At 54.1% G+C, this 22178-nt stretch carries 19 protein-coding genes; 7 read left to right on the top strand and 12 right to left on the bottom strand.

All coding sequences use genetic code 11. The features are described from left to right. Positions 1-139: 139 nt before the first annotated feature. From H6507_08465 to H6507_08455, 3 genes are all read left to right on the top strand, one after another. Complete coding sequence (locus tag H6507_08465) at positions 140-1003, top strand: DMT family transporter (GenBank protein ID MCB9369122.1); 864 nt, start codon at positions 140-142, stop codon at positions 1001-1003. A gap of 70 nt (positions 1004-1073) precedes the next feature. Next, positions 1074-3455, top strand: coding sequence for a carboxypeptidase regulatory-like domain-containing protein (locus H6507_08460; protein ID MCB9369121.1), 2382 nt, complete (start codon positions 1074-1076; stop codon positions 3453-3455). Positions 3456-3850: 395 nt separating this feature from the next. After that, positions 3851-4291, top strand: a complete 441-nt coding sequence (locus tag H6507_08455) for a CBS domain-containing protein (protein MCB9369120.1) — start codon at positions 3851-3853, stop codon at positions 4289-4291. A gap of 132 nt (positions 4292-4423) precedes the next feature. Here H6507_08455 and H6507_08450 read toward each other — a convergent pair whose 3' ends face one another. The 9 genes from H6507_08450 to H6507_08410 all read right to left on the bottom strand — a co-directional run bounded on the left by H6507_08450 (position 4424) and on the right by H6507_08410 (position 13581). Continuing rightward, positions 4424-4957 (bottom strand): hypothetical protein, encoded by a 534-nt coding sequence (locus tag H6507_08450; GenBank protein MCB9369119.1) that lies wholly within the window; start codon positions 4955-4957, stop codon positions 4424-4426. Between the two features lie 168 nt (positions 4958-5125). Continuing rightward, entirely contained in the window at positions 5126-6142 is a 1017-nt protein-coding gene (locus tag H6507_08445; protein MCB9369118.1) for a chemotaxis response regulator protein-glutamate methylesterase, read from the bottom strand. 3 nt (positions 6143-6145) lie between these two features. Further along, complete coding sequence (locus H6507_08440) at positions 6146-6610, bottom strand: chemotaxis protein CheX (GenBank protein ID MCB9369117.1); 465 nt, start codon at positions 6608-6610, stop codon at positions 6146-6148. Continuing rightward, positions 6600-6989 (bottom strand): response regulator, encoded by a 390-nt coding sequence (locus H6507_08435; protein MCB9369116.1) that lies wholly within the window; start codon positions 6987-6989, stop codon positions 6600-6602. Before H6507_08435 ends, H6507_08440 begins: the two co-directional genes overlap by 11 nt. Next, entirely contained in the window at positions 6979-7839 is an 861-nt protein-coding gene (locus H6507_08430; protein ID MCB9369115.1) for an HDOD domain-containing protein, read from the bottom strand. Before H6507_08430 ends, H6507_08435 begins: the two co-directional genes overlap by 11 nt. Next, positions 7836-8285, bottom strand: coding sequence for a chemotaxis protein CheD (locus tag H6507_08425; protein MCB9369114.1), 450 nt, complete (start codon positions 8283-8285; stop codon positions 7836-7838). The genes H6507_08430 and H6507_08425 overlap by 4 nt, the downstream gene beginning before the upstream one ends. Positions 8286-8335: 50 nt before the next feature. After that, positions 8336-9187: a protein-glutamate O-methyltransferase gene (locus H6507_08420; protein ID MCB9369113.1), complete on the bottom strand. Its 852-nt coding sequence runs from the start codon at positions 9185-9187 to the stop codon at positions 8336-8338. Continuing rightward, entirely contained in the window at positions 9184-11751 is a 2568-nt protein-coding gene (locus H6507_08415) for a chemotaxis protein CheA (GenBank protein MCB9369112.1), read from the bottom strand. Before H6507_08415 ends, H6507_08420 begins: the two co-directional genes overlap by 4 nt. A gap of 36 nt (positions 11752-11787) precedes the next feature. Beyond that, positions 11788-13581 (bottom strand): response regulator, encoded by a 1794-nt coding sequence (locus H6507_08410; protein ID MCB9369111.1) that lies wholly within the window; start codon positions 13579-13581, stop codon positions 11788-11790. A 280-nt stretch (positions 13582-13861) separates the two neighbouring features. On the opposite strand from H6507_08410, the gene H6507_08405 reads away from it, so the two are divergent. From H6507_08405 to H6507_08390, 4 genes are all read left to right on the top strand, one after another. After that, positions 13862-14809: a glycosyltransferase family 2 protein gene (locus tag H6507_08405; GenBank protein MCB9369110.1), complete on the top strand. Its 948-nt coding sequence runs from the start codon at positions 13862-13864 to the stop codon at positions 14807-14809. Next, positions 14806-15981: a glycosyltransferase family 4 protein gene (locus H6507_08400; protein MCB9369109.1), complete on the top strand. Its 1176-nt coding sequence runs from the start codon at positions 14806-14808 to the stop codon at positions 15979-15981. Before H6507_08405 ends, H6507_08400 begins: the two co-directional genes overlap by 4 nt. Before the next feature lie 194 nt (positions 15982-16175). Beyond that, positions 16176-18533 (top strand): carboxypeptidase regulatory-like domain-containing protein, encoded by a 2358-nt coding sequence (locus H6507_08395; protein ID MCB9369108.1) that lies wholly within the window; start codon positions 16176-16178, stop codon positions 18531-18533. A 107-nt stretch (positions 18534-18640) separates the two neighbouring features. Further along, positions 18641-19063: an acyl-CoA thioesterase gene (locus tag H6507_08390; protein ID MCB9369107.1), complete on the top strand. Its 423-nt coding sequence runs from the start codon at positions 18641-18643 to the stop codon at positions 19061-19063. On the opposite strand, the gene H6507_08385 is transcribed toward H6507_08390, so the two are convergent. The 3 genes from H6507_08385 to H6507_08375 are packed head-to-tail and all read right to left on the bottom strand — an operon-like array spanning position 19052 to position 22178. Continuing rightward, complete coding sequence (locus tag H6507_08385; protein ID MCB9369106.1) at positions 19052-20326, bottom strand: long-chain fatty acid--CoA ligase; 1275 nt, start codon at positions 20324-20326, stop codon at positions 19052-19054. The two genes, H6507_08390 and H6507_08385, sit on opposite strands and share 12 nt — an antisense overlap. Continuing rightward, a complete protein-coding gene (gene menC, locus H6507_08380) occupies positions 20323-21312 on the bottom strand; it encodes an o-succinylbenzoate synthase (GenBank protein ID MCB9369105.1) in 990 nt (329 codons plus the stop codon). The genes H6507_08385 and menC overlap by 4 nt, the downstream gene beginning before the upstream one ends. Continuing rightward, positions 21309-22178, bottom strand: coding sequence for a 1,4-dihydroxy-2-naphthoate polyprenyltransferase (locus tag H6507_08375; protein MCB9369104.1), 870 nt, complete (start codon positions 22176-22178; stop codon positions 21309-21311). The genes menC and H6507_08375 overlap by 4 nt, the downstream gene beginning before the upstream one ends.

The raw sequence follows: 22178 nt of genomic DNA, 5'->3' as shown, positions 1-22178 counted from the left end.
GTTTTTCAACAGAACAGCCCCGTTCGTGGGGTGCGTAAAGATTTTTGCGGTCGGGAGTTGCAAACCGCGCCGCAGGATATTATCTTATAGTTTACGTCTGGGGAATATGACCGCTCGCGCGGGCAAAAGGGGAGAAGCATTGAGAGCGTGGCTGGTATTTTTGTACCTCGGCTGCATAGCTTGGGGGACGTCGTTTCTTTGGATCAAGTATGCCCTGCGCGAAATCGGACCGATGACGATTGTCAGCTACCGGTTGATGTTCGGCGTGGTCACGGCGGCAATCGTACTCGCGGTGAGTCGATATCGAGTAAAATTTTCCGGCCGCGAATTCTGGCTCCCGATGCTGATGGGTGTCACCGGAGTTGCAATTCCCATTAGCTTGATCTGTTACAGCGAAACGCGCATTGATTCAGGTTTGGCAGGCGTGCTGAATGCGACGATGCCGATTTGGACGATGGCGATCGCGCACTTCGCACTGCATGACGAGAGCTTCACGTTCCCGAAATTAGCCGGAATGCTCTCGGCCGTCGCGGGAATTTACATATTGATGAATCCCGACTTCGGCAAGGAGCGGGACATGATCGGGCAAGTGGCCATGATTTCGGCGACGCTCTTTTATGCGGCCACGACGGTCGCGCAAAGAAAATACTTGCGCGGGGTGCATCCGTTTCAATCAAGCCTTCCGCTCTTGGTCGGCGGCTTGGTTTTCATCACAATTGCCGCGGCGGTCTTTGAAGCGCCGTTCAAATTTCCGACGCAGCCGATGACGTGGCTTGCTACGGGATGGATGGGTGTTTTGGGAATGGGGCTGGCGACGGTGGGCTATTTCTATCTGATCAACAACTGGGGCGCGACGAAAACGTCTTTGGTCACGTTTGTGTTTCCTCCGACTGCTGTGCTGCTGGGCGTGGTTTTTCTCGGCGAACCGCTTTCGTGGGATATCGTGGCGGGCGGCGGACTGATCATAGCGGGCATCGCGCTGGTGAATCTGAGAATGTTGTAGTCGCCGCCTTCTACACTAACAAGAATTCTTATTTCTGATTACATAGTTCAATTTTTTCGGAGACAATACGATGAAACGGTCCCATATCATTTTGTCACTGCTGTCGGTGTTCGTGATAGCTGCGAACAGCTTCGCGCAGATCTCGCACGGCGGATCGCCCGCGAGTTTGCACGGCGCGATGCTCTCGGTGGTGCAGTCGCAAAGTCTGCCCAGTGTCGATCATGCGACGCTGCTGGCTGAAGACGAAACGGAAAGCAAAGACGTCCCTCTGCGTTTCGGCTATCCGCACGAAGTGAATTTCAACTTGAACAACAGCGGGACCTGGGAAGATACGAAAGACGGCCGCGTCTGGAGACTGCGCATCGAATCGCGCGGAGCCTACTCGATCAACCTCGTGTTCGACGAATTTGATGTGCCCGTCGGCGGACAACTCTTTCTCTACAACGACAATCACGAATACGTAATCGGCGCGTTCACGCAAGAGAACGAAAATCCCGACCGCAAGTTTGCCACGCAGCCCGTTCCCGGCGACGCGATCACGCTCGAATACATTGAGCCGTTCGAAGCCCAGGGCCAAAGTGCGATTTCCGTGATGCGCGTGGTACATGCTTACCGCAATCTGTTTGGTCGCGGCGACGACAATCCGTTGGACAGCTTCGGTTCGAGCGGTTCTTGCAACAACAACGTAAATTGTCCCGAAGGCGCGGATTGGCAGGACCAAAAGCGCGGCGTCGTGATGCTCTTGACGTCGGGCAATTTCCGCTATTGCTCAGGCTCGCTGATTAACACCACGGCCAACGATGCGGCGCCGTACATTTTGACGGCCAACCACTGCAGCCCGTCGACGAACGACATTTTCATGTTCAACTACGAAAGTCCTTCGTGCGCGAACATTGACGGACCGACCAATCAAACTGTGCAGGGCTGCCAGTTGATTTCACACTACAGCAATTCTGATTTCTACCTTGTGCGTTTGAACAGCAACGTTCCGCTTTCCTACAATCCCTATTTCAACGGTTGGAATGCCAACGACGTGGCCGCGACAAATTCCGTTTGTATTCACCACCCCAGCGGCGACATCAAGAAGATTTCCTTTGACTATCAGGCTCCGCAAGCGTCCAGCTACGGCGGCTCGAGCACTCCCGGTGACAACACCCACTGGCATATCCTGAACTGGGAAGACGGCACCACGGAACCCGGCTCGTCGGGTTCGCCTCTGTTCGATCAAAATCACCGCATCACAGGTCAATTGCACGGCGGCACGGCAAGTTGCTCGAATAACATCGACGACTATTTCGGAAAGGTCTCAATCTCAATGCTTAACGGTTTGCGTGCGAATTTGGATCCGGGCAACACCGGCGTGATGGCGCTCGACGGATTCGATCCGCAAGCTGGCGGTTTCGCGCGCGGCACCGTGATCGATGCGACGACGTTGAACCCGATTGAAGGTGCGACCGTCCAGGAAGTCGGAGGCTCCCGCTCGACCACGACGAACGCGGCGGGATACTATTTCATGGCGTTGCCTGATGGCGCGACCTATGACTTGGCTTTCAGCAAATTCGCTTACGTGTCGGACACTGCCACCGGCATCAACATCACCTTTGGTGACACCACCACCGTGAATATGTCCTTGACCGCTCTGCCGATCATCACCGTGCTCTACGAAGATTTCGAATCCGGCGCGACGGGCTGGACGCACGAAACGCCTGGTGGAACTTGGGTGGACGAATGGCATCTCTCGACCGAACGTTCGCTCTCGTCATCGCATAGTTACAAATGCGGTTCGACCGGAACGGGTACTTATAGCGCATTCAACGACGCGCGTTTGATTTCACCCGTCCTGAACAACATTCCCGACGGCGCGCAGCTTTCGTTCTGGATGCAAATCGAAGGCGAAGTGTCCGGCGTTTATTCCGACTCAGCATATGACGGCGGTATTCTGGAAATTTCCGAAAACGGCGGCGCGTTCACTCAAGTCACTCCGGCCGAAGGCTATACCGAGACCTTCCGTTACACCGTCGGCGGCGGCACACCGGCGACGGGCCCGATGCTTGGCCAGCCTTGCTGGTCGGGAACGGTGACCACGTGGACCGAAAAGACGATGGATCTTTCACCTTATGCAGGCTCGAACATTCAACTGCGTTTCCGTTTCGGTTCGGACAACAGCGTGCAGCGCGAAGGCTGGTATGTTGATGATGTCTCGATCGTCGCAGTCGGCGAACCCGTGGTCGTCACGACTCCCGAGGATCTTACGATTTTCATCGACGGCAACGACGTCGTGTTGCGTTGGAATGCCGACGCGAATCCGATGTACAGAGTCTACACGTCGCTCGACCCCGACAATCTTTTGCAGACGCTTGTCGATACAACCGATCAAAATACCTACACGATCGTGGACGGCGTGATCAACGACGAAATGCGTTACTACACGGTCGTCGGCTACCAACCATAGCCTGCGAATTTGCACGACAAAGAAGCGGCGACCCGAATGGGTCGCCGCTTTTGTTTGTGTCGACAAGCACCATTTGAATGTCACGAAACGGGCGCGCAGTGGAAAAAGAAAGTCAGCAGTAATCCGAACAAATGCGGGCGCATCATGCACCACCTTGTTTGGGCCCAAAGCGAACACGTTTGCCTATTTAGCCTCGGTTTCGCCGGGGCGCAACCTATCCTAAATAATACACGGAAGAAATTCTTTGCGTTATTTTTCACAAACACAATGCTAACATTTTGAATTGCAAGAGCATAACCCCTTGCAAGAACAAAATTTCGCGTGCCTCGAAAAATCTTGACTTTCGGGAGGCCATAAGGCTATATTGTGACAGAGTCTCAAACAGGGGAGGACTTATGAAGCTATCGGAGGTCTTGTTCGAGAAGGGAACTCGAGTCTACACGGCCCACGAAATCGAACCGGTCTTGTCCGCGGTTGAAACGCTGGTGTCCAATAACATTGGCGCGTTGGCAATCCTGAATGCAAGCGGTGAATTGACGGGGATTTTTTCCGAGCGCGATATGCTCAGGCTGATCTCCAAGAATGCCGGTCAACTTGCCAAGCTCACCGTCGGTGAGTTCATGACACGCGACGTCGTCACCGGGCTTCCCGAAGATACGGTCGACCATGCGATGTCCAAGATGACGGAGCGGCGCATCCGCCATCTGCCGATTCTGCATCACGAGAAACTGATCGGCATGATCTCGATTGGCGACTTGGTTAAGGCACAGCTCGAGGAAACGGAGCACCACAAGCAACAAATGGAGAATGTTGTTCTCGGGAAATATCCCGCGTAAGATTTGGACATAGAGTATTTCTGGCGCTGGGAAGAAGTCCGGCCTTAGTTGGGCACCGGACTCCGCGCGACCAGAGAACAAAACGCCGGACAGTTTGTCAGGCGTTTCATTTTGAAAAAATTCCGCGACTGCTTAGGCCGAGCCGCCCAGTTTTGCACTTTTCAAGAACGCGCGATACTTGTCATAGTGCGCGGCGACCGTGTTCTTCGGTCCGGTGACCTTAAGAAAATAGTTGCCTGCCGGAGTTTCCAGAACGGAAGCGACCATCCGGTAGTCCTTTTGCTCCGTAGCGGGACCAGTACCCATCGTCGACGGCAGCATCGTGCCCGTAATATCCACGGTGATGACCATAATTCCGTTGTCGAGCTTCATGGAGTCGATTTTCGAAACCGAAGCGCCCGGCTCGCCGTTGGGACCCTGCATCTGGCCTTCCCAGCGCTCAAGATTCGCCATCGAGCTGCCGCCCGTTCCCGGGAAGTGGAAAATTGCCATTTCGGCATCCGCCGGATCGCCGCCAGCCTTGGCCATCGCAATCTGTCCCAACCTCATGCTCGAAGACGGTGTCGACTTGGTCCATCCTTCCGGCAGATTCGCCAGCAAAGTGTTGATATCCAGACCCGGGCCATTATTCATATTTGCATGCGGATTGGCTGGTTGTTCGCCCATCGGCCGCTCCATCGGAGCTTTTTCCGCCTTCTTCTCAGGCTTTTGGGGTACGCAGCCAACCGCCCAAACTATACAACACAAACCCAACAAAACGCGAAACATAAGAAAACCCTCATCTTTAAGTGACGAGGGCTAACATAACGGATTTGAAGCACAATCGCAAGTAATCTACAGCTTGCTCATGATTCCCTGCGCAACTTGTTCGAGCGGCATGATGGAATCTACACCCCCGCGAGCGATCGCTTCCTTCGGCATTCCGAAGACTACGCATGATTTTTCATCCTGGGCGATGGTTTTTGCGCCAGCTTCTTTCATTTCGAGGAGACCATCCGCGCCGTCCGCGCCCATTCCGGTGAGAATCGCGCCGACGGCGTTCTTGCCGGCTACGCGCGCGACAGACTTAAACAAAACATCTACTGCAGGCCGTTGGTGGTGTACCCGCGGCCCGTCTTTGACTGCCACGGAGTACACCGCGCCGCTGCGCTGCAGCATCATGTGCTTGTTGCCCGGCGCAATCAAGGCTAATCCCGGCCTGAGTGTATCGCCGTCTTGAGCTTCGCGAACTTCGATGGCACAAATACCGTTCAAGCGATCGGCGAATGCTTTTGTAAATTTCTCCGGCATGTGCTGCACGACCACCGTCGGCGGTGAATTCACCGGAAATCTCTGCAAGACTTCGCGCAGCGCTTCCGTGCCGCCGGTCGAAGCGCCGATTGCGATGATCTTCAATGTCGTGGCTTTAAGAGCTTCCATTGGTTTGACAGGAACGTCAATCGAACGCGCGGTCATCCGCGCACGCGCCGCGGCTTTCACCCGTGCGGTCAATTCCTTGGACAAATCTCCGATTGAGTAGGCTTCACCGGGTTTGCATAACACGTCAACGGCTCCCAGCGAAAGTGCGTCCATGGCCATTTCGCTTCCTTTGGGAGTCAATGAAGACACCACGACCACCGGCATCGGTTTATGCTTCATCAGTTTGCGCAAGAAAGACAGACCGTCCATGCGCGGCATTTCAATATCGAGAGTCAATACGTCCGGCGCGAGTTTCAGAATTTTGTCGCGCGCGACGTACGGATCCGGTGCAGTGCCGATGACTTCGATGTCCGGATCGCGGGCGAGCTCCTCGCTCAATACGCGGCGCACGAGCGCCGAATCGTCGACGACGAGAACTTTTACCATGGGTATGCGCTATGAATTTTGTCGGTCCTGAATCTCGAACATCACTTCCGCGAGCGTGTTCTCGACGTTAAAAAGTACTTTATGCACGTCTTCGGACGACGGAGCGGGCAACTCGGTTTCACCTAACAGTTCCGGAGGACTCAGATCGAATACCGGCTCCGCGCCGAAATACTCTGTCAGAAGATTTCCGCACAGCATATTGAGCATTTCTTTAAGCACGTCACCGCGTCGCTGCGCGAGTTCGTCCGGATCGTTTTGAATGTCAAGCAAGTTGTCCACGATCATATCAAGTACGTCAGCGGCGACGCGCATCGATACGCGGCCCGAAACCGCGCCCTTAAACGTCATGGTCGCGGCCTGTTCAGGCTGTGGCAGATCGCTCTCCGGATCAAGCGGATAGACGCTCAGAAACGCGGACGTCTCAAAAACTCTGCTCGCCGCTTCGAGCACGGCTTGTTCTGATTTAACTTGCATTGTTCACTCCCAGAACTTGCTGAATCATAGCCGCGACGTCTTCCGGCGCGAACGGTTTCCGAATGTAACCCTGCACACCGTTCCGACGAAGCTCTTCAATTCGCGTCTCGCTGCCCTCCGTGGATACGATAACAACGGGCAGGTCCCGCCATTCATCGCTCCTTTGCACTTCTTCCACGAACTTCAGTCCGTCCATTACGGGCATATTGATATCGCAAAAGACAATATCCGGCCAGAACTCTTCAAGAGCTTGTAGAGCGGCTTTGCCGTGTTCCGCGGTTCGAATTTCATTGATTTCGACCCCACACATCCGCACGGTGCGTTCCATGACAGTGCGAGTCAACGCTGAATCGTCAACGATGAGAATGTTATACGCCACGATGGACATCCTCGAATAGTTCTAAGGTTTTAGGTAACTCAAGCATTGTTTGTGCGCATAAAGTTTCGATTGACTCCATGGTCAATCCCAACGAGCGCACGGCGTCCGTGTCGACCTTCATATTCATACCTTCCACTCCGAGACCGAGGCCAATCGTCTTCGCGACGGCATTGGCGATGTGGACGGCATCCAGAGCCGGATTGTTCAAGTTGTCGCGCAGCGGATGATGGTGCCACGCGATGCAGTTCGCCAATTCTTCGGGGAATTTCCAACGGCGGGCGACCAGGCCTCCAACTTGTGCATGGTCCAGTCCCAGCACATAGCGCTCCGCCTGAACGTAGGTCATGCCCTCGTCGGTTGCGCGCATGATGTCGGCACGAGACTCATCATCCAAATGTCTGCCGATGACCAGTTTGCCGAAATCGTGCAGCAATGCGGCCGTGAAGGCAACTGGAGGGATTGCGACTTTGGAATATCGCGGCAAAAGCGAAGCTGCGGTCGCCGCGGCAATCGAATGTTGCCATAATTCGAGCTCGTCAAGCTCGTAGGCGGGTACGGCAACCAAGAATCGCGGACCGAGCTCTCGCCCTACGGCGTCTTGCAGGATGCGCCCCGCGCCGATCTTGTGAATCGCTTCGCGCACCGTTTGAACTTCTCCGGGTGATGCGAAGTAAGCCGAGTTTGCCAGCTTGATCGCATTTGCCGTCAGCGCGGGATCATATTCGATGACGTTGCAAATGTCGTCGACGCTTGAATTTTCATCCGCGACGACTTTTGCAAGCCGCGGCACAGTTGCCGAAACGGGTTCAAGTCTTTCGATATCAAGTGAAATGGCGGCTATGGAAATCATAGTTCCACCTCCTGACCGGAGTTTGTAAACCACACGCGGCCGCTCCCGATTTCAAGATAGAGCGTGCGTGAAATAGTGCCGCCGACGTGTTCGCCTTTGGAAAGAATACCTTCTTTCCAGAATATCTTGCGCATCGCCGTGTAATTGCGTTTGCCGATCGCGAAGAAATCTTTGCTGTCGACGAATTGCGCGCCGCCCGCGACTTTTACGACGAGCCGCGACTTCACTGCGCCTTGAGCATAGAGCTTTTGCAGAAAGAGCGGAATTCCCGTGTCGGCGAACATGTACGGATTCCCATCCGCGCGGGATGGATTTACCGTGGAATCCGGCAGCATGAAATGCAGCATTCCGCCGACTTGGGCGACGGCATCATGCACGGTGACTCCAATGCAAGAACCCAAGGCATGTGTGACAATAGTCTGTCCCGCACCTTTGGCGATTTTCATGTCGGCGACACCCACGATCACACGGCGAGTTCCTGTTGATGTTATTGAGCTCACGGTTTCTCGTATATGGTGGGTCTGACGTAACGGAATGAATGTTGAACTCCGGCAAGACTTTCGGAGTGTCCGACAAATAGCATCCCTCCGGACTTAAGCAGTTTGCCGAACCGCTCGACGAGTGTCGCCTGAGTCGGTTTGTCGAAATAGATCATAACGTTGCGGCAAAATATCATATCGAACGGACCTTTCATCGGCCACGGTTCCATGAGATTGAGCCGCGCGAATGTGATCGCGGAACGAATGGCGGGAGTCACCGAGTAGATTACTCCGGTCTCGCTTTTCTGTTGAGTCACAAACTTGTTTCGCAATTCGGGCGGAATATTCTTGACGCGCTCTTCGCCGTATTGACCGCGCTTGGCGATATCCAGCACACGCGTGGAGAGATCAGTTGCGAGGATTTTCAATTTGACTCGGTTTGGGTTGCGCAGTTTGCCTAAGATCAACATGGCCAACCCGTACGGCTCTTCGCCGCTCGAACAACCTGCTGACCAAATTCGTATTTCCTGTTGACCGCTGGCTTCAAGACTGGGCAGGAGTTTTTCGACAACATAATCAAAGTGGTCCGATTCTCGCCAAAAGCTCGTAAGATTCGTAGAAATCGCGTCGAGCATCATCACCAACTCGGCCTGAGTTTTGTCCTCGCGTACGACGTCGAGATAATCGTTCATCGTACTCAAACCCAGCGCGCGAAGTCGTTTCGCAAGTCTGGCACTCACCAATTCGCGTTTGCCGTCCGTAAGATGAATTCCTGCCAGCGACTTTACAAGCTCCGAGGCTTTTCGAAACTCAGCGTCCGAGATTTTCAAGCCTTGCGGTGCCGGAACGATGTCCGCGTGATTTCTCATGCGGTCACCTCGTCTTCGACGACGGAATAGCAGTCGGAGTGCGAATTCTGACACACATTCATGACACCCTCAACGTCGAGAATCAAACTGATATGACCGTCGCCGAGAATTGCACATCCGGCGACTCCTTCCATGCCGTCGAAGAGTTTGCCCAGCGCTTTGATAACGACTTGTTGTTGTCCCAAAAGTCCGTCCGCCATAATTGCGACACGTTTGTTCTTCGCCTCAGCGACGACGAGAATGCTATCGGCGAGCGCGGTGCCGGCGTCGTTGACTTGGAATGCCGAATGCAGTCTGCAGACGGGCAGCAGTGTGCCGCGCAGTTGCACCATCTCTCCGCGGCCATGTACGGTGACGATGTCCTGCGGCAAAGGCCGGAAGGATTCGGTTATGGCAATGGTCGGAATAATGAACTTTTGTGATCCGGTCTTAATAACCATGCCGTCGATGATTGCAAGCGTCAACGGCAAGCGAATGCGAAACACGCTGCCTTTTCCGGGAGTCGAGTCAATTTCAACGGAGCCGCGCAGCTTTTCGATATTCGTGCGCACGACGTCCATACCGACACCGCGGCCCGATACGTCGGTGATCTTCTCAGCGGTGGAGAAGCCCGGCAGGAAAATAAGATTATATATTTCCTTGTCTGACAACTGTTGGTTCTGGTCGACAATACCTCGCTCGATAGCCTTGGCAAGAATGCGCTCCCGGTTAAGTCCGCGACCGTCGTCGCGCAAAGTGATGAGCACGGATCCGCCTTCATGCGCGGCGGACAGGTGAACCAAACCTTGCGAAGATTTTCCTGCTTTGGCGCGATCTTCCGACGGTTCAACTCCGTGATCCACGGCATTTCTCACCATGTGCACCAGCGGATCGGCAATGGCTTCAACCATATTGCGGTCAAGTTCGGTGTCTTCCCCAGCCATTTCAAATTCGACATTCTTGCCCGACTTGCGCGCAACGTCGCGAACCAGTCTGGCCATTTTCTGGAACGTTGGCTTTACCGACACCATGCGCATCGACAGCGCCAGCTCTTGCAGGCTGCGCGTGATCTTCGCAAGTTGTGCGACGTTCTGAACCAGCTTACGGTTGTTGGACAAGGCGATGTCCGGGTCCTGACCGACCATCGCCTGAGCAATCACCAACTCGCCGACCATATTGATCAGTGAATCGAGACGCGACATATTAACCTTAACCGTCGCATCGGCGGTCGGCGGAGGTGTTCCCGCTCCCGATGATTGCACACTTTTCTGTTCGGATGACGAAGTTTGCTCTTCCTGAGAATTCTCTGTTGGGTCATTCGCAGCAGAATCAGCTTGTTCCGCACTCAAACTGTCGTCATCGTCAATCACCACGGGCTTGGAGACTCCGCCTTTTGCGCGAAAATCTTCCATCACTTCTTCCGGGTGCTCAAGCCTGTACAGTAGTCCGGCATAGTTGCCCGGCACCGGGTACTTCCCTTCGGATATGGCACCGCTGAGCGACTGAATCATCTTTCGAAGCAAATCCATCGACTCAAACGCCATGTCGACAAAAGGACCTTCGAGCGTAAGCGTTCCCTTGCGAACTCTGTCGAGTAGATTCTCGGCTTTGTGTGCAAGTTCCGTGATGTAATTTACACCCACGAAACTGGCAACGCCTTTCACCGTATGAAAAGCGCGGAACACGTTGTTGACCGAATCCAGATCGTCAGGTTCGGTTTCAAGCGTCATCAATCCCGTTTCGATATTCTGAAAATGTTCGTCAGCTTCCGCCGCGAATTCTCCTACCAATTCAGTATCCACACCCTCCTGAATCACAAAATATCCGTCGACAGTGTCGGGAAGCACCGCTTTGCGGCGCTCAAACGGCAGCCGGCGGTTCTCTCCTTCCGCCGAAGAAACCGGAGTTAAAGGCGGGTCCTCAAACGTAACCATATGCGCCGCGGGTGACGCAGGAGCCGGAGCGGGAGCCGCTTCTGCTTTTAGCAACGACATGATCTTGTCGCCGTCAAGTTCCGGTTTGCGTTGTTCACGCAGCGCCCGGAAGCACTCGCTCATGCCGTCTTTCAAGTCGAGCATCGCGTCACTGACACTCTGATAATGTTCAGGAGAAATTTCATCCAGCGCATCTTCAATCGCATGCAGCACCTTGACAAGATGCTCAGCCCCGATGATTCCCATTTCGCCTTTCCAAGTATGCACTTGGCGGCGCAGCGATCGTAACCCGTCCTCGCCTTTTGCGGCAAGCTCCATCGCCATCTCTTCGAATTCTTCCAGCACGGAGTCCTGCGAAATCAGATACTCCGCCACGAGCTGAGTCGTGACCGTGCTGCCAGCCTCCGCCTCCGATTCTTGCTGCTCCATCTTGGTCAAAAGAGTCAGCAACGCTTGTAAATCTTCGGGCGTTGCTTTCTTCGTCGCGAGCTTTTTGGCAAGTTTGCAGGCCTCCTGCGCGCTCTTTCGCACCGAGTCGGCGATTCCATCTTGTTTGGAGAAAGAATCGAGCATCGATGCGATGTTCTTAGCCGCGGCGTCACCGGGGTTTAAGAGCAGGACTTCTTCAGCAATTTGCGTCAGGTTTTGCATAAGATGAACGAAAAGTATAAAAGTTGTTTTGTCAAGTTAAGTAGTCGCAGAAGTCAAAGCACGGTCAATCTCTTGCCGCATGTCCTTCAAGATATCTTCGCAGGATCCGCGGTAGCGGGTTCTCGCGGCATCTTCGAGTGCGCGGGCGAGTGTCACAATCGACGGAATTCCGGCTAATTCTGCGGTACCTTTCAGATTATGACCAAGTCTCGCTGCCGCTATGAACAGGTCTTCATCCGGCAATGTCATAGCGCGCCTGATCTCCGGAAGAATTTCATGTGCCACGTCTTGTACAGAGATCCTCGGAGCCGATTCGGCAAGTAAGGTATGAATCTTCTCCTTCATCGCCGCCAAACTGTACGGCTTGCCGAGGCAATCGTGTGCTCCCATTTCTCTGAGTTCGTCAGCGATTTCGTTGTCCAAATCCTCGGCAATCGCCAATAACTTCGTCTTGCCTGTGGACAGTGCGGCGCGTGTTCTTCGCATCACTTCCGTGCCGTCAAGTCCGCTGATGACTACGTCAAGTACAGCCACTCTCGGCCGAGTCATGATCTCGTGGACAGTCTGATAGCCGTCATTAACGACCTTGCATTTCAGTCCTTCCACTTCGAGAGCGCCGGCCAGCACACTTCCGGCGACATCGTCGGCCATGGCAAGTAAAACGTCATAGTCCGCGCGTCCCGAAATAAAGTTTCCGGACTCTGAAAAGAACCCTCGTATATACGAGATCAACTCGTCCGGCACAATCGGCTTATTGAAAAGCCTGAGAGTTCCAAGTTTTCGAATCTCGCGGAGCTTTCTTGGATCACGGTCCCCGGTGGTGATCACCGTCGGCACGGCCTGTCCCGTGGCATTCAATGACTGCAAAAGATCAAGACCCGACATTCCGGGCAAATTCAAATCCAAGAGCATCAGATCAGGGCGAATCCGCCTGATCATCTCGTACGCCATTTCCGCGCTGCGCACGACGTATACTTGGTATCCTTCGCGGCTCAATAGTCGCTCCAGCATCTTGGCCGTAATCGTGAAGTCTTCCACGACCATGATATTCCGGCGGCCTTCCGCGCGTCCCGGCAACTCTTTTTCAACTCTGCCACCGACTCTTCGAATAGACTCTTGCAGTCTATTCACCGAAATCGGCTTGAGCAGAATGTCCACAACACCTGCGCGCAATAACTTCTCGACCAGACTCTGATTGATGACCGACAAGAGCACGATCATCGGCGGCAGACTCAAACGAGTCGCAACGCAATAAGCCGATAGAGCTTCCGCATCTTGCGCGGAGCCGTCTGACTCGATTAGAACGGCGTCCGGACGAACATTGCGAATCAGAGTCTTCGCATTCTCGATACTCGATGCGAAAATAACAAATGCGCCCGCGTCCTCAACCATCCTGCCCAAAACCTTCGCCTGAATTCCACCGTTGTCTAAGATGAGAAACGAGAGCGTCTTTTCGTTGCCGTTTCCCAGCGTCGGTGTCAATTCTGAAAGAATTGCCTTCAAGCGTGCGGGGTCGACGGGCTTGGAAAGCATCGTCATCTCCGTCCCGCACATGACCGATTGCATCTCCGCGGACGAGGCCGCGCTGACCAGCAATATGGGAAGGCTGCTGCTGTCGCAAATATTTAGCTTTTGCAGCAGATCAGCCGCAGTCTCATCACCGATGTAAAGATCAACTACAAGCACGTCGGGCCTGCACGACTCGAACGCGCTTAATCCGTCCGCGACATTTTGTGTTGCTTGAACGGACCAGCCCCACTCCCGTAGGAGTCTCGTGAGCCAAAGAGTAAACAGGCGGTCATCATCGCAAAGCAAGACACTTCGGCCCATGAGCAGGAAATCCTTAACCGTTGAAGAGGAAAAAACAGGAGTCTCAACTCCGTTGTCTTCAACTCGACAGCAAGATTTCTGCCACCGTTCTATATGTAATTACTACACTTGTGATGTAGGAATCACATGTTTGGGCTAATTACATCGCACCACAAGCGCAATAGACGCTCCACTTGCTGAGCGCGAGTTTACACACCACCAGCCAACTTGCAGTCTGCAGCTAAATTGTCTACCTTGTGTCACTTCAAGTCTTTGCTAAACAGCACACAATCATCGCATCGTGCCCGAAAATTCCGGAAAACCACAGATTACTATCATTGTTGTAAACTTCAATGGCGGCGAGGATATTCTCGCTTGCCTAAACTCTATTTTTCACGGAAAAAGTGAAGCAGAGTTTGAAGTTTTGGTGGTGGACAATGGCTCAACGGACAACTCTCTTGTGCAAATTCGTGCGCAGTTTTCTTCAGTCAAACTTCTCGAATTAGGTGAGAATCGCGGCTTCGCGGCGGCCTGCAACGAAGGCATGAAGGCAGCCCAGGGACGCGCGATATTGCTGCTGAACCCGGATACGGAAGTGCGGGAAGATGCAATAGCAAAAATGCACTCGGCACTAATCGCGAATCCCAACTGGGGCATCGTCGGTGCCAAGATGCTGGATAAGAATAGCCGTCCCTATCGCGCCGCCCGCAGATTTCCCGCGGCTCGCGATCTCGCTTCGCAAACCACGGGGCTTGCCCGGCTCTTTCCGCACTCACGTCGCTTCAACGGATACCTCTACGGCGAGCAAGAAATCGAAGATCTTTCCGAGGTCGAGCAAATCGAAGGCAGTTGCCTGATGATATCGGAAGATGCGCGCGCAAAGGTCGGCGGTTTGGACGAACGTTTCTTCATCTTTTTCGAAGAAGTGGATTGGTGCAAACGCGTGCGGGAAGCAGAATTCGAATGTCATGTCGTCCGTGATGCCGAGGTCGTGCATAAGATTTCCACGACGATGGGAAGATACTACGAACGCACGCGGGAGATTCACGCGCAAAGTGCCATGAAGTATTTTCAAAAACACCACGGCGAAACGGGATATGTCAAACTTCGCAGTACGATGCTTCGCGCGCTGATGCTTCGTGCGTGTATTCTTGCGCTTCCGGCCTTGCTTAACGCGGGCAACGCGCGCAAGCGATTTTCCGGCACATTGGCCGAGCGCCGGGCTTACCGGAAGGGGCTTGACCGATGAAAGTTCTTCACGTCATGAACGGGCCCAACTGGGGAGGTTCATACCGCTTCGTGTCGCAGTTGTGCGAGCGTCAGCGTGCACAGGGTGTCGATGCGGTCGTGTGTTATCTTGAAGGCGGACCATCCAAAGATCGCGTTGTGCAATTAGGCGCGCCGGTTCTCGCCTACGATCCCGATAGAACTTATTCGTCAAAACGTGAGCGGTGGGCCGATCTTGAAAAGGGCTACGAAAAAATCGTAACAGAGTGGCAGCCGGATTTGATCAATTCTCATCTTTCGCTTTCACATCTCTTGACAAACCGTCTCTATCGCCGCAAACTTACTCCCAAGTGGGTCGCGTTGATCCACCAGTCGTGGAAACAATACGGATTCAGCCACGACGTCATGAAAAAGCCGTGGAAGAAACACTATCTCATGATGCGGCACGGCTTGGGGGATGCTTGGATGACCCGCAAGGCAAACAGGATTACGACTGTGTCGGAAGCTGTGCGGCAGGATTGCCTGAAAGTCGGAATGGGCAAGCACCGCGTCACAAACGTATACAGCGGAATTATTCTCGCCGATCCGAATACTCAGCCCGATCTCAGAGCAGAGTGGGGAATTCCCAAGGATCATCGTGTGATCGCGGGATTGGGCTATTTTGACCCGCGCAAGGGTTTTGACCTGCTCATTCAAGCGTTCTTGTTGTTTGCCGATCGATTTCCCGATGTTCACGTCGTCGTCGCCGGAGGAGATTTGTGGGGTGACACACAATTCCGGCAAATGCTTTTCAAATTGCGGGACGGCTCAAAACATGCGAATCGCATTCATATTCTGCGAGAGCAAAAATCCGGCGACGCCTTTATGTACAATGCGGACATCTGCGCCATCCCGTCCATAGAGGAGGCCTTCTCGCTCGTCGTGGTGGAGGCCATGCAGTTTGGCAAGCCAAGTGTGGTGACTTCTGCCGGGGGATGCAAAGATGTTTGCCGGGATGGTCAGGAATCTTTGGTGTTTCAATCCTGCAACATCCCCGATCTTGCGGCCAAACTCGAACGGCTGTTAAGCAATCCTGATCTGGCCTCGAGGCTTGGAAATGCGGCAGCTACGCGAGCCAAAACCGAGTTTACTTTGGATCGTTGCGCCCGGGATCACATTAGCATATATAAGGAGGTGCTGGCGGAAAAGGCGTAAAACCGATTGGAGAGATAGTTGCATTCACACTGGCCGGTGCGAGGGTCTGCTCTCGTTTAAGTTGGGGCAGTAATCTGCCGATAACGTAGCGAGAGTGTCTATTTAGGCACCGCTCCGCACATTTTGCGGAGATCTACACAGGAACAAGTAATTAGGGTGTTTACCCGATAGCCTGTTAAGACCAGGAGGATGTTTTGAAGATCGCAACCATTTTTTTACGCGCAGCACTGTGGACGGTATTGCTGACCGTCACGCTGGCCCAAGCGGCAACCGACGCCACAATCAAAGAACTGTGGCAGCGCTCCGAACAAGGCGAATTGCTGACCGCGGCAGAAAAAGCCGAATTAGCTCCCTATCTGTTAGAGACCGAGCGCCACAATCCGCAAACGATTGATGCGATAGGCGGCCCGGACAGCTACGGGTATTTCTACGTCGACAATCAGGACGGCGACACCACGACCTACTCGTGGATTGAACTTCGCGGCGATGAAAATGCCTCGTGGATCAACTTTGAAAACGCGGACGACGATGCGCAGCAGATTTGGCTTTCATTCGAGTTTCCGTTTTACGGCGTGCCTTATCAAGCCCTGAGTATCTGCACGAACGGCTTCATCACTTTCGATGACGATCGATTCGTTTCGTCGAATCAGTGCTTGCCGTCCGCGAATCTCGGCGGTCCGGCCATCGCGATGTTCTGGGATGACCTCCACTTGCATTACGGAGGCAATCAACAGAACGACAACACGGTAGTCTACCGCGACTTCGGAAACTACGTCGTCATTCAGTTCGATCAGATTGGCCACTACGGTTTTCCCAATCCTCCGACGGACAACTATACGTTCGAGTGCATCCTCTACGCGAATGGAAAGATCAAGCTGCAATATCAGGATATGAACTACAATGAGTATCCGAATTCGCAGACAATCGGCATTCAGCAGGGAAACGGCGGCACGGCGCTCGAATATACTTGCAACGGTGGAAGCCCGATGGGCGGCCGCGCAGTCTGGATGTATCGCAGCGGCTTCGGAACCTTCGGCGGCAGCGTGACTTCGTCCGGTCAGCCTCTTTATCAGGCGACGGTTGTGATTGAAAATGAAGAACTCTATTCCAGCACGGACGGAAACGGCAACTACTACTATCCAGTCGCTCCCGTCGGCACGTTTGACGTCACGGCCCGAATGTTCGGATACACTCCGGTCACGGTGAACGACGTGACGATCTCGACCGGCCAGCATACGTCCCAAAACTACACCTTAACGTCAATTCCGGTTTTCGACGCGATGGCCGAAGACGTCAACATGAACATTCCGGACCGTGACACGGTATATGCCGAGTTGTACGTGGAAGACAACGTGGACATTTCCACAATGGCGGTGCGCATTGACAATCTGACGCACACCTATGTCGGCGACATGATGATTTGGCTTGAAAGCCCGTGGGCACAACGTGTCCTATTGAGCAGTCGCAACGGCGGCAGCGGCGACAACATGATCTCTTGTCAGTTTGACGATCAGGCCGGACAGTCGATTGCCAACGGCATTGCTCCGTTCGACGGACACTACTGGCCGGAACAACCGCTTTCGAGCTTCTCTGGCAATCCCTGCCGCGGCACGTGGAAACTGGTCATGTATGATGCAGCCAATCAAGATCACGGCACGCTGCACGATTGGTCGCTCTACTTCACGGGGACTCAGTTCCTCGAAGGTCACGTTTGGGGACAGGTGACGAATGAAAATTCGCTGCCGGTCGAGAACTGTGACGTCTGGTTTGAGCCGGCGAATACCACGGTGACCACGGATGAAAACGGTATGTGGGAAATGTGGCTCCCGGTCGGAAATTGGAGTCTCGATTTCTTCGCCGAAAGCTACTGCGAGTACACGGAAAGCGGCATCGCGGTTGCCGATCAGGCAGACGTGCAAGTCGACGTCGTACTCGGCTCGCCGCACGGCTCGGCTTCCGTCGAAAGTATTATTCAAGAAGTTGTCGGTCAAGGCACCTTTACGCAGCAGATTGAATTGATGTCCGACGGCGGTTGCGCGTGGGACTACTCGATTGAAGTGTTGGCCGGAAACTGGTTGGCGGTTTCGCCAGCAACTGGTTTGATTTGGCCGGATCAGTCGCAGGAAGTGAATGTCATCTTTAATACGACCGGCATGCAAGGCGGCGTCTATACCGGCGAATTGGAAATCAGCCACAACGGTACGGACGGTCGCATCACGATTCCGGTGACGCTCGACGTCGCCACGGCTGCCGACCCCGGGCGTTCGCTTCCGCAAGAATTTGCACTGCACGGAAATTATCCGAATCCGTTCAACGGCTACACGGATATCGCATTTGATCTGCCGACGGCGGGACCCGTGAATATCACGGTACACAATCTGCTCGGCCAACAAGTAGCGACGCTGCTAAATGAAACTCGCGCTGCGGGCTTCCACAAAATCAGTTGGAACGCGCGCACGGATACGGGACAGGAGCTTACCACCGGTCTCTATTTCCTCCGCGTGAACATGGGCGGACGTGATTTCGTCAGCAAGATGGTGCTGGCGCGCTAAACCTGCGCAAGTCCTGATAAAAAACGGGCCGCAAGTTTTCTTGCGGCCCGTTGCATTTTCGGTGGGAAGTAACTACTTTAGAAGACTCATTCATAACGGACAACAAAATGCCCGCGGAACCTTTTCTCTTTCCTTATACGATTGCACTCCACGACAGCGACGCTGCCGGGATCATTTTCTCGGCCAATCTCTTTCGCATTTGTCATGAAGCCTATGAAGCGATGATGGCCGAGCTTGGCTACAGCATCGGTCGTCTGCTCAAGGAACGCCCGTTCGGTTTGCCGCTTGTGCATCTGGACGGCGACTTCATTCAACGTTCGCGAGTCGGCGATCACATCACAATCGAGGTGCGCGTCGTCGAAATGAACCGCAGCTCTTATCGCGTCGAATATACGCTCAAGAATCCCGACGGCTCAACTTGTGCTCGTGCCGCCACCGTGCATGTCGCGGTAGAAACCAAAGGCTACAAGTCTATTCCGATTCCGGAAGACTTTCGCGAAGCTCTCTCGCGGCACTATCTACCCGAGTAGTTCTTTTGCGCCGATGTAGTCCGGTTTTCCGTTCGGCAGCAGCGGAAGCTGCGTGACAACCAACACCTTTCGTGGAAATTTGTGTGAAGACATTTTCCCGCGTAGTTTCTCCCGAATGAGGTCCAGCGTCTGTGCGGTCTCTGATTCAATCACCGCGCCTACAATTTGTCCCCATTCCGCGTCCTCGAGTGCGCAGCAAATCGCGTCGCGCACTTCCGGCAAAGTTCTCAATGCCGTTTCCACTTCCGCAAGTGAGATGTTCTCTCCGCCGCTCACCGCAATGCGGTCTTTGCGGCCCTGCACGTGCAGGCAGCCGTAGCGGTCCACGAAACCGAAATCTTCCGTGACGATCCAGCCTTCGCGAAATGTGAGGGCTGTTTCTTTTTCATTCTTCCAGTATCCGTCTGCGGCGCCGGTCGAACGCACGAGAATTCTGCCGGTCGTGTTGTTCGTCAAAACGTCGCCGACCTCGTCTACGATCCTAATACTCGCCGCGGAAATTGCAACACCTGCCGTCGTACGCTCGTGTTCGGCATGACCGGGTCGTGCGCACGTGACCATGGAACCAGCTTCAGTCAATCCGTACGTCGGATAAACCACCGGACAGCGTTCAACCAAGTCTTTTGGAACGGGGCCTCCTCCTAAGACCACCGCGCGCAGTTTTTTCGGCAGCTTGTCGTCGCGCAGCTCCAATACCCGCCGCAGCATCGTCGGCACAAACGACACGACCGTTACGTCTCGCTCAAGCAGTTCGGATATCTTTTCGGTTTCCGCCGAAGGCGCAATCACAAGTCCCGCTCGCGCAAGCGCGCAGCGCAGCTCGATAGCCATGCCTCCGACGTGAAAGAACGGCAAACAGGCAAGCCATGTGTCGCGCTCCGATATTTGCAAATGCAGGTTCACGCTTAGCGCATGATATACCAAGGCTTCCGGCGAAAGGTGCACAAGTTTTGGTGTTCCCTGTGAACCCGAAGTCGCAATAAAAACGCCCGCCGGAACATGCAGGGACTCGAATTCGCGTTTAACGGTTTCGCGTTCTTCTTCCGTCCATTTCGGATTGATCGGTACCGCGCCGCAAAGCCCGCTCGCCGCGGCCAGCAGTACGACCGCGCTTTCAAGTGAGTTTGCACCCTCCAAAAAATGTGTGCGGCGTTCGACGTGCTTGACGCGCGAAACGATCTCATGCCAAGACATATTTTCAGAACCGCACGCGACACGCGGTTCGTTGGACAAATCGACCGAATCCAAAAGCGGTGGCATCATAAGTCGAGCGCGCGCGTGTAGTCGGGCATGAGCTTGTCCGCAAGTTCGGCAAGCGGCGGCACGACCAGGTGCCCCGCCTCGACTGCAAGCCCGGGTTCAAGAGTATCTGTCTTCAGCATATGCAAAGTACCAAGTCCCTGCGCAATTTCAAGACTGCTCCAATGTGACGCGAGATGAGCGAGGTGCGCCAGCCCCACGCTCGTATCGAACATCGATGACATGATCACGGGAATTTCGTATTTGCGCATTTTCTCCAACAACGGCTTGCGTTCGGTAAGCGGTCCCATTCGAGCGGGTTTGATCACCAATGCCTTAAATCCCGGATCGCCTTCATGCTCCAGAATTTCCTTTTCGCCGAATGCTTCGTCGCAAGCGAAGGGAATACCGACTTCTTCCTGCAACGCATGCCAAAGCTCCATCGACACACGGCAAGGATCTTCGATCCATTCGACGGCTTCCCGGGGAAGTTCTTTCGCGAACGCGATCACGTCGTCGGGTGACCAGCCCATGTTTGCGTCGAGTCTGATCACAAGCTCGGGGAGCTCAAGCGCCAGCGTATTGACCAGTGCAATGTCTTCTTCGAGTTTTCGAAAACCGACTTTGAGTTTCACCGTGTCGAAACTTTCAAGTGCTGCTTGCCGCGCGGCCGTGATAATCTCTTTGTTCGATCCGGACGGCAGAAGTTTTGTGATGGGCACGCGCAGCTCTTTGTCGTCTCTCTGCTCCATCGCGCGGTGCAGCATATCAAGCCCGAATACGCACGCGGGTGCGGACAGAAGCATCATTGATTCACCTTCGAGAATCCGTTCCGCGTGTTCAAAGTGTTCCGTCCCGAATTCCGGCAAAAGCGTCACTTCGGACACGTACTTCTTACCGTTGTGCCGTATTCCCAAAAGAAATCCGCGCCGGCGAAATATCGTCGCATGCGCGGTGACTAAAGGCTCGCGCAAATCAACGGAAATGGGAGTGTGGAGAATTTCGCTCACAGCACGAGTCCGATGGACAATAAAACTCCAAAAACAAGCATATGCCGTGCCGTTCCGGCAAGCGCTCTATTCAGGGACGGCCCGTCGGTTTTGTTCCACACAACCTGAACCGGCCCGAACGCCAACACAATCGCGAACATCGGCAGCAGCTTAGACCACAAAGGTAAACTCATCCACGCCACAATCAAATACGGCAGAAAAACGCTGAGCGCGAATTCGACTTTGCCGAACTCTCGCCCGAACCGCACGACCGGCGTGCGTTTTCCCGCTTTTCGATCCGTGTGCTCGTCACGCACGTTATTCACGGCCAACAACCCGCACGCAAGAATCCCGGGAATCAGACCCAACACCAGCGCGTCATTCGGCCATTCCAGAATAAACAAGTAAACCGTGCCCGCGACGGCCAACACGCCGAAGTACAACAACACGAAAAATTCCGCCAGTCCGTTATATCCGAGGGGATACGGCCCGCCCGTGTACATCCATCCGAACAAAATTCCCGTCGCTCCAATTGCGAGTATCGGCCAACCTCCGCGCACGATAAGTGGAACGGCCAAAAGCACGGCCAAAGCAAACGAAACAATCGTTCCCGCAAGCACGACTTTAGGACGCAGCAACCCCGCTTGCGTCACGCGCGTCGGGCCGAGCCGCTCGTGCGTGTCCGCACCTTTTTTGTAATCGCTGTAATCGTTAGCGAGGTTTGTACCGATCTGAATGCACGTCGCCGAGAGCAATATTAGGGTCGCCGTAAACCAATCAAAACCCGATTTGGAATACGCGTACGCACAGCCGATAATCACAGGCAGCAGCGCCGCCACCAGTGTTTTCGGTCGTGAAGCGAGAATCCATGCGGAAAGTGCGCTCAT

The organism is Calditrichota bacterium (genome assembly GCA_020637445.1).
Lineage (GTDB): Bacteria > Electryoneota > RPQS01 > RPQS01 > RPQS01 > JABWCQ01.
The sequence above is the reverse complement of the archived record's forward strand: the minus strand, read 5'-3'. Positions and strand labels throughout refer to the sequence as shown.

Excerpts from the sequence above, each read along its gene's own strand:
- H6507_08460 (MCB9369121.1), top strand. The coding sequence starts at position 1,074 with ATGAAACGGTCCCATATCATTTTGTCACTGCTGTCGGTGTTCGTGATA.
- H6507_08455 (MCB9369120.1), top strand. The coding sequence starts at position 3,851 with ATGAAGCTATCGGAGGTCTTGTTCGAGAAGGGAACTCGAGTCTACACG.
- H6507_08450 (MCB9369119.1), bottom strand. The coding sequence starts at position 4,957 with ATGGGCGAACAACCAGCCAATCCGCATGCAAATATGAATAATGGCCCG.
- H6507_08440 (MCB9369117.1), bottom strand. The coding sequence starts at position 6,610 with ATGCAAGTTAAATCAGAACAAGCCGTGCTCGAAGCGGCGAGCAGAGTT.
- H6507_08430 (MCB9369115.1), bottom strand. The coding sequence starts at position 7,839 with ATGATTTCCATAGCCGCCATTTCACTTGATATCGAAAGACTTGAACCC.
- H6507_08425 (MCB9369114.1), bottom strand. The coding sequence starts at position 8,285 with ATGAAAATCGCCAAAGGTGCGGGACAGACTATTGTCACACATGCCTTG.
- H6507_08420 (MCB9369113.1), bottom strand. The coding sequence starts at position 9,187 with ATGAGAAATCACGCGGACATCGTTCCGGCACCGCAAGGCTTGAAAATC.
- H6507_08415 (MCB9369112.1), bottom strand. The coding sequence starts at position 11,751 with ATGCAAAACCTGACGCAAATTGCTGAAGAAGTCCTGCTCTTAAACCCC.
- H6507_08410 (MCB9369111.1), bottom strand. The coding sequence starts at position 13,581 with ATGGGCCGAAGTGTCTTGCTTTGCGATGATGACCGCCTGTTTACTCTT.
- H6507_08400 (MCB9369109.1), top strand. The coding sequence starts at position 14,806 with ATGAAAGTTCTTCACGTCATGAACGGGCCCAACTGGGGAGGTTCATAC.
- H6507_08390 (MCB9369107.1), top strand. The coding sequence starts at position 18,641 with ATGCCCGCGGAACCTTTTCTCTTTCCTTATACGATTGCACTCCACGAC.
- H6507_08385 (MCB9369106.1), bottom strand. The coding sequence starts at position 20,326 with ATGATGCCACCGCTTTTGGATTCGGTCGATTTGTCCAACGAACCGCGT.
- H6507_08375 (MCB9369104.1), bottom strand. The coding sequence starts at position 22,178 with ATGAGCGCACTTTCCGCATGGATTCTCGCTTCACGACCGAAAACACTG.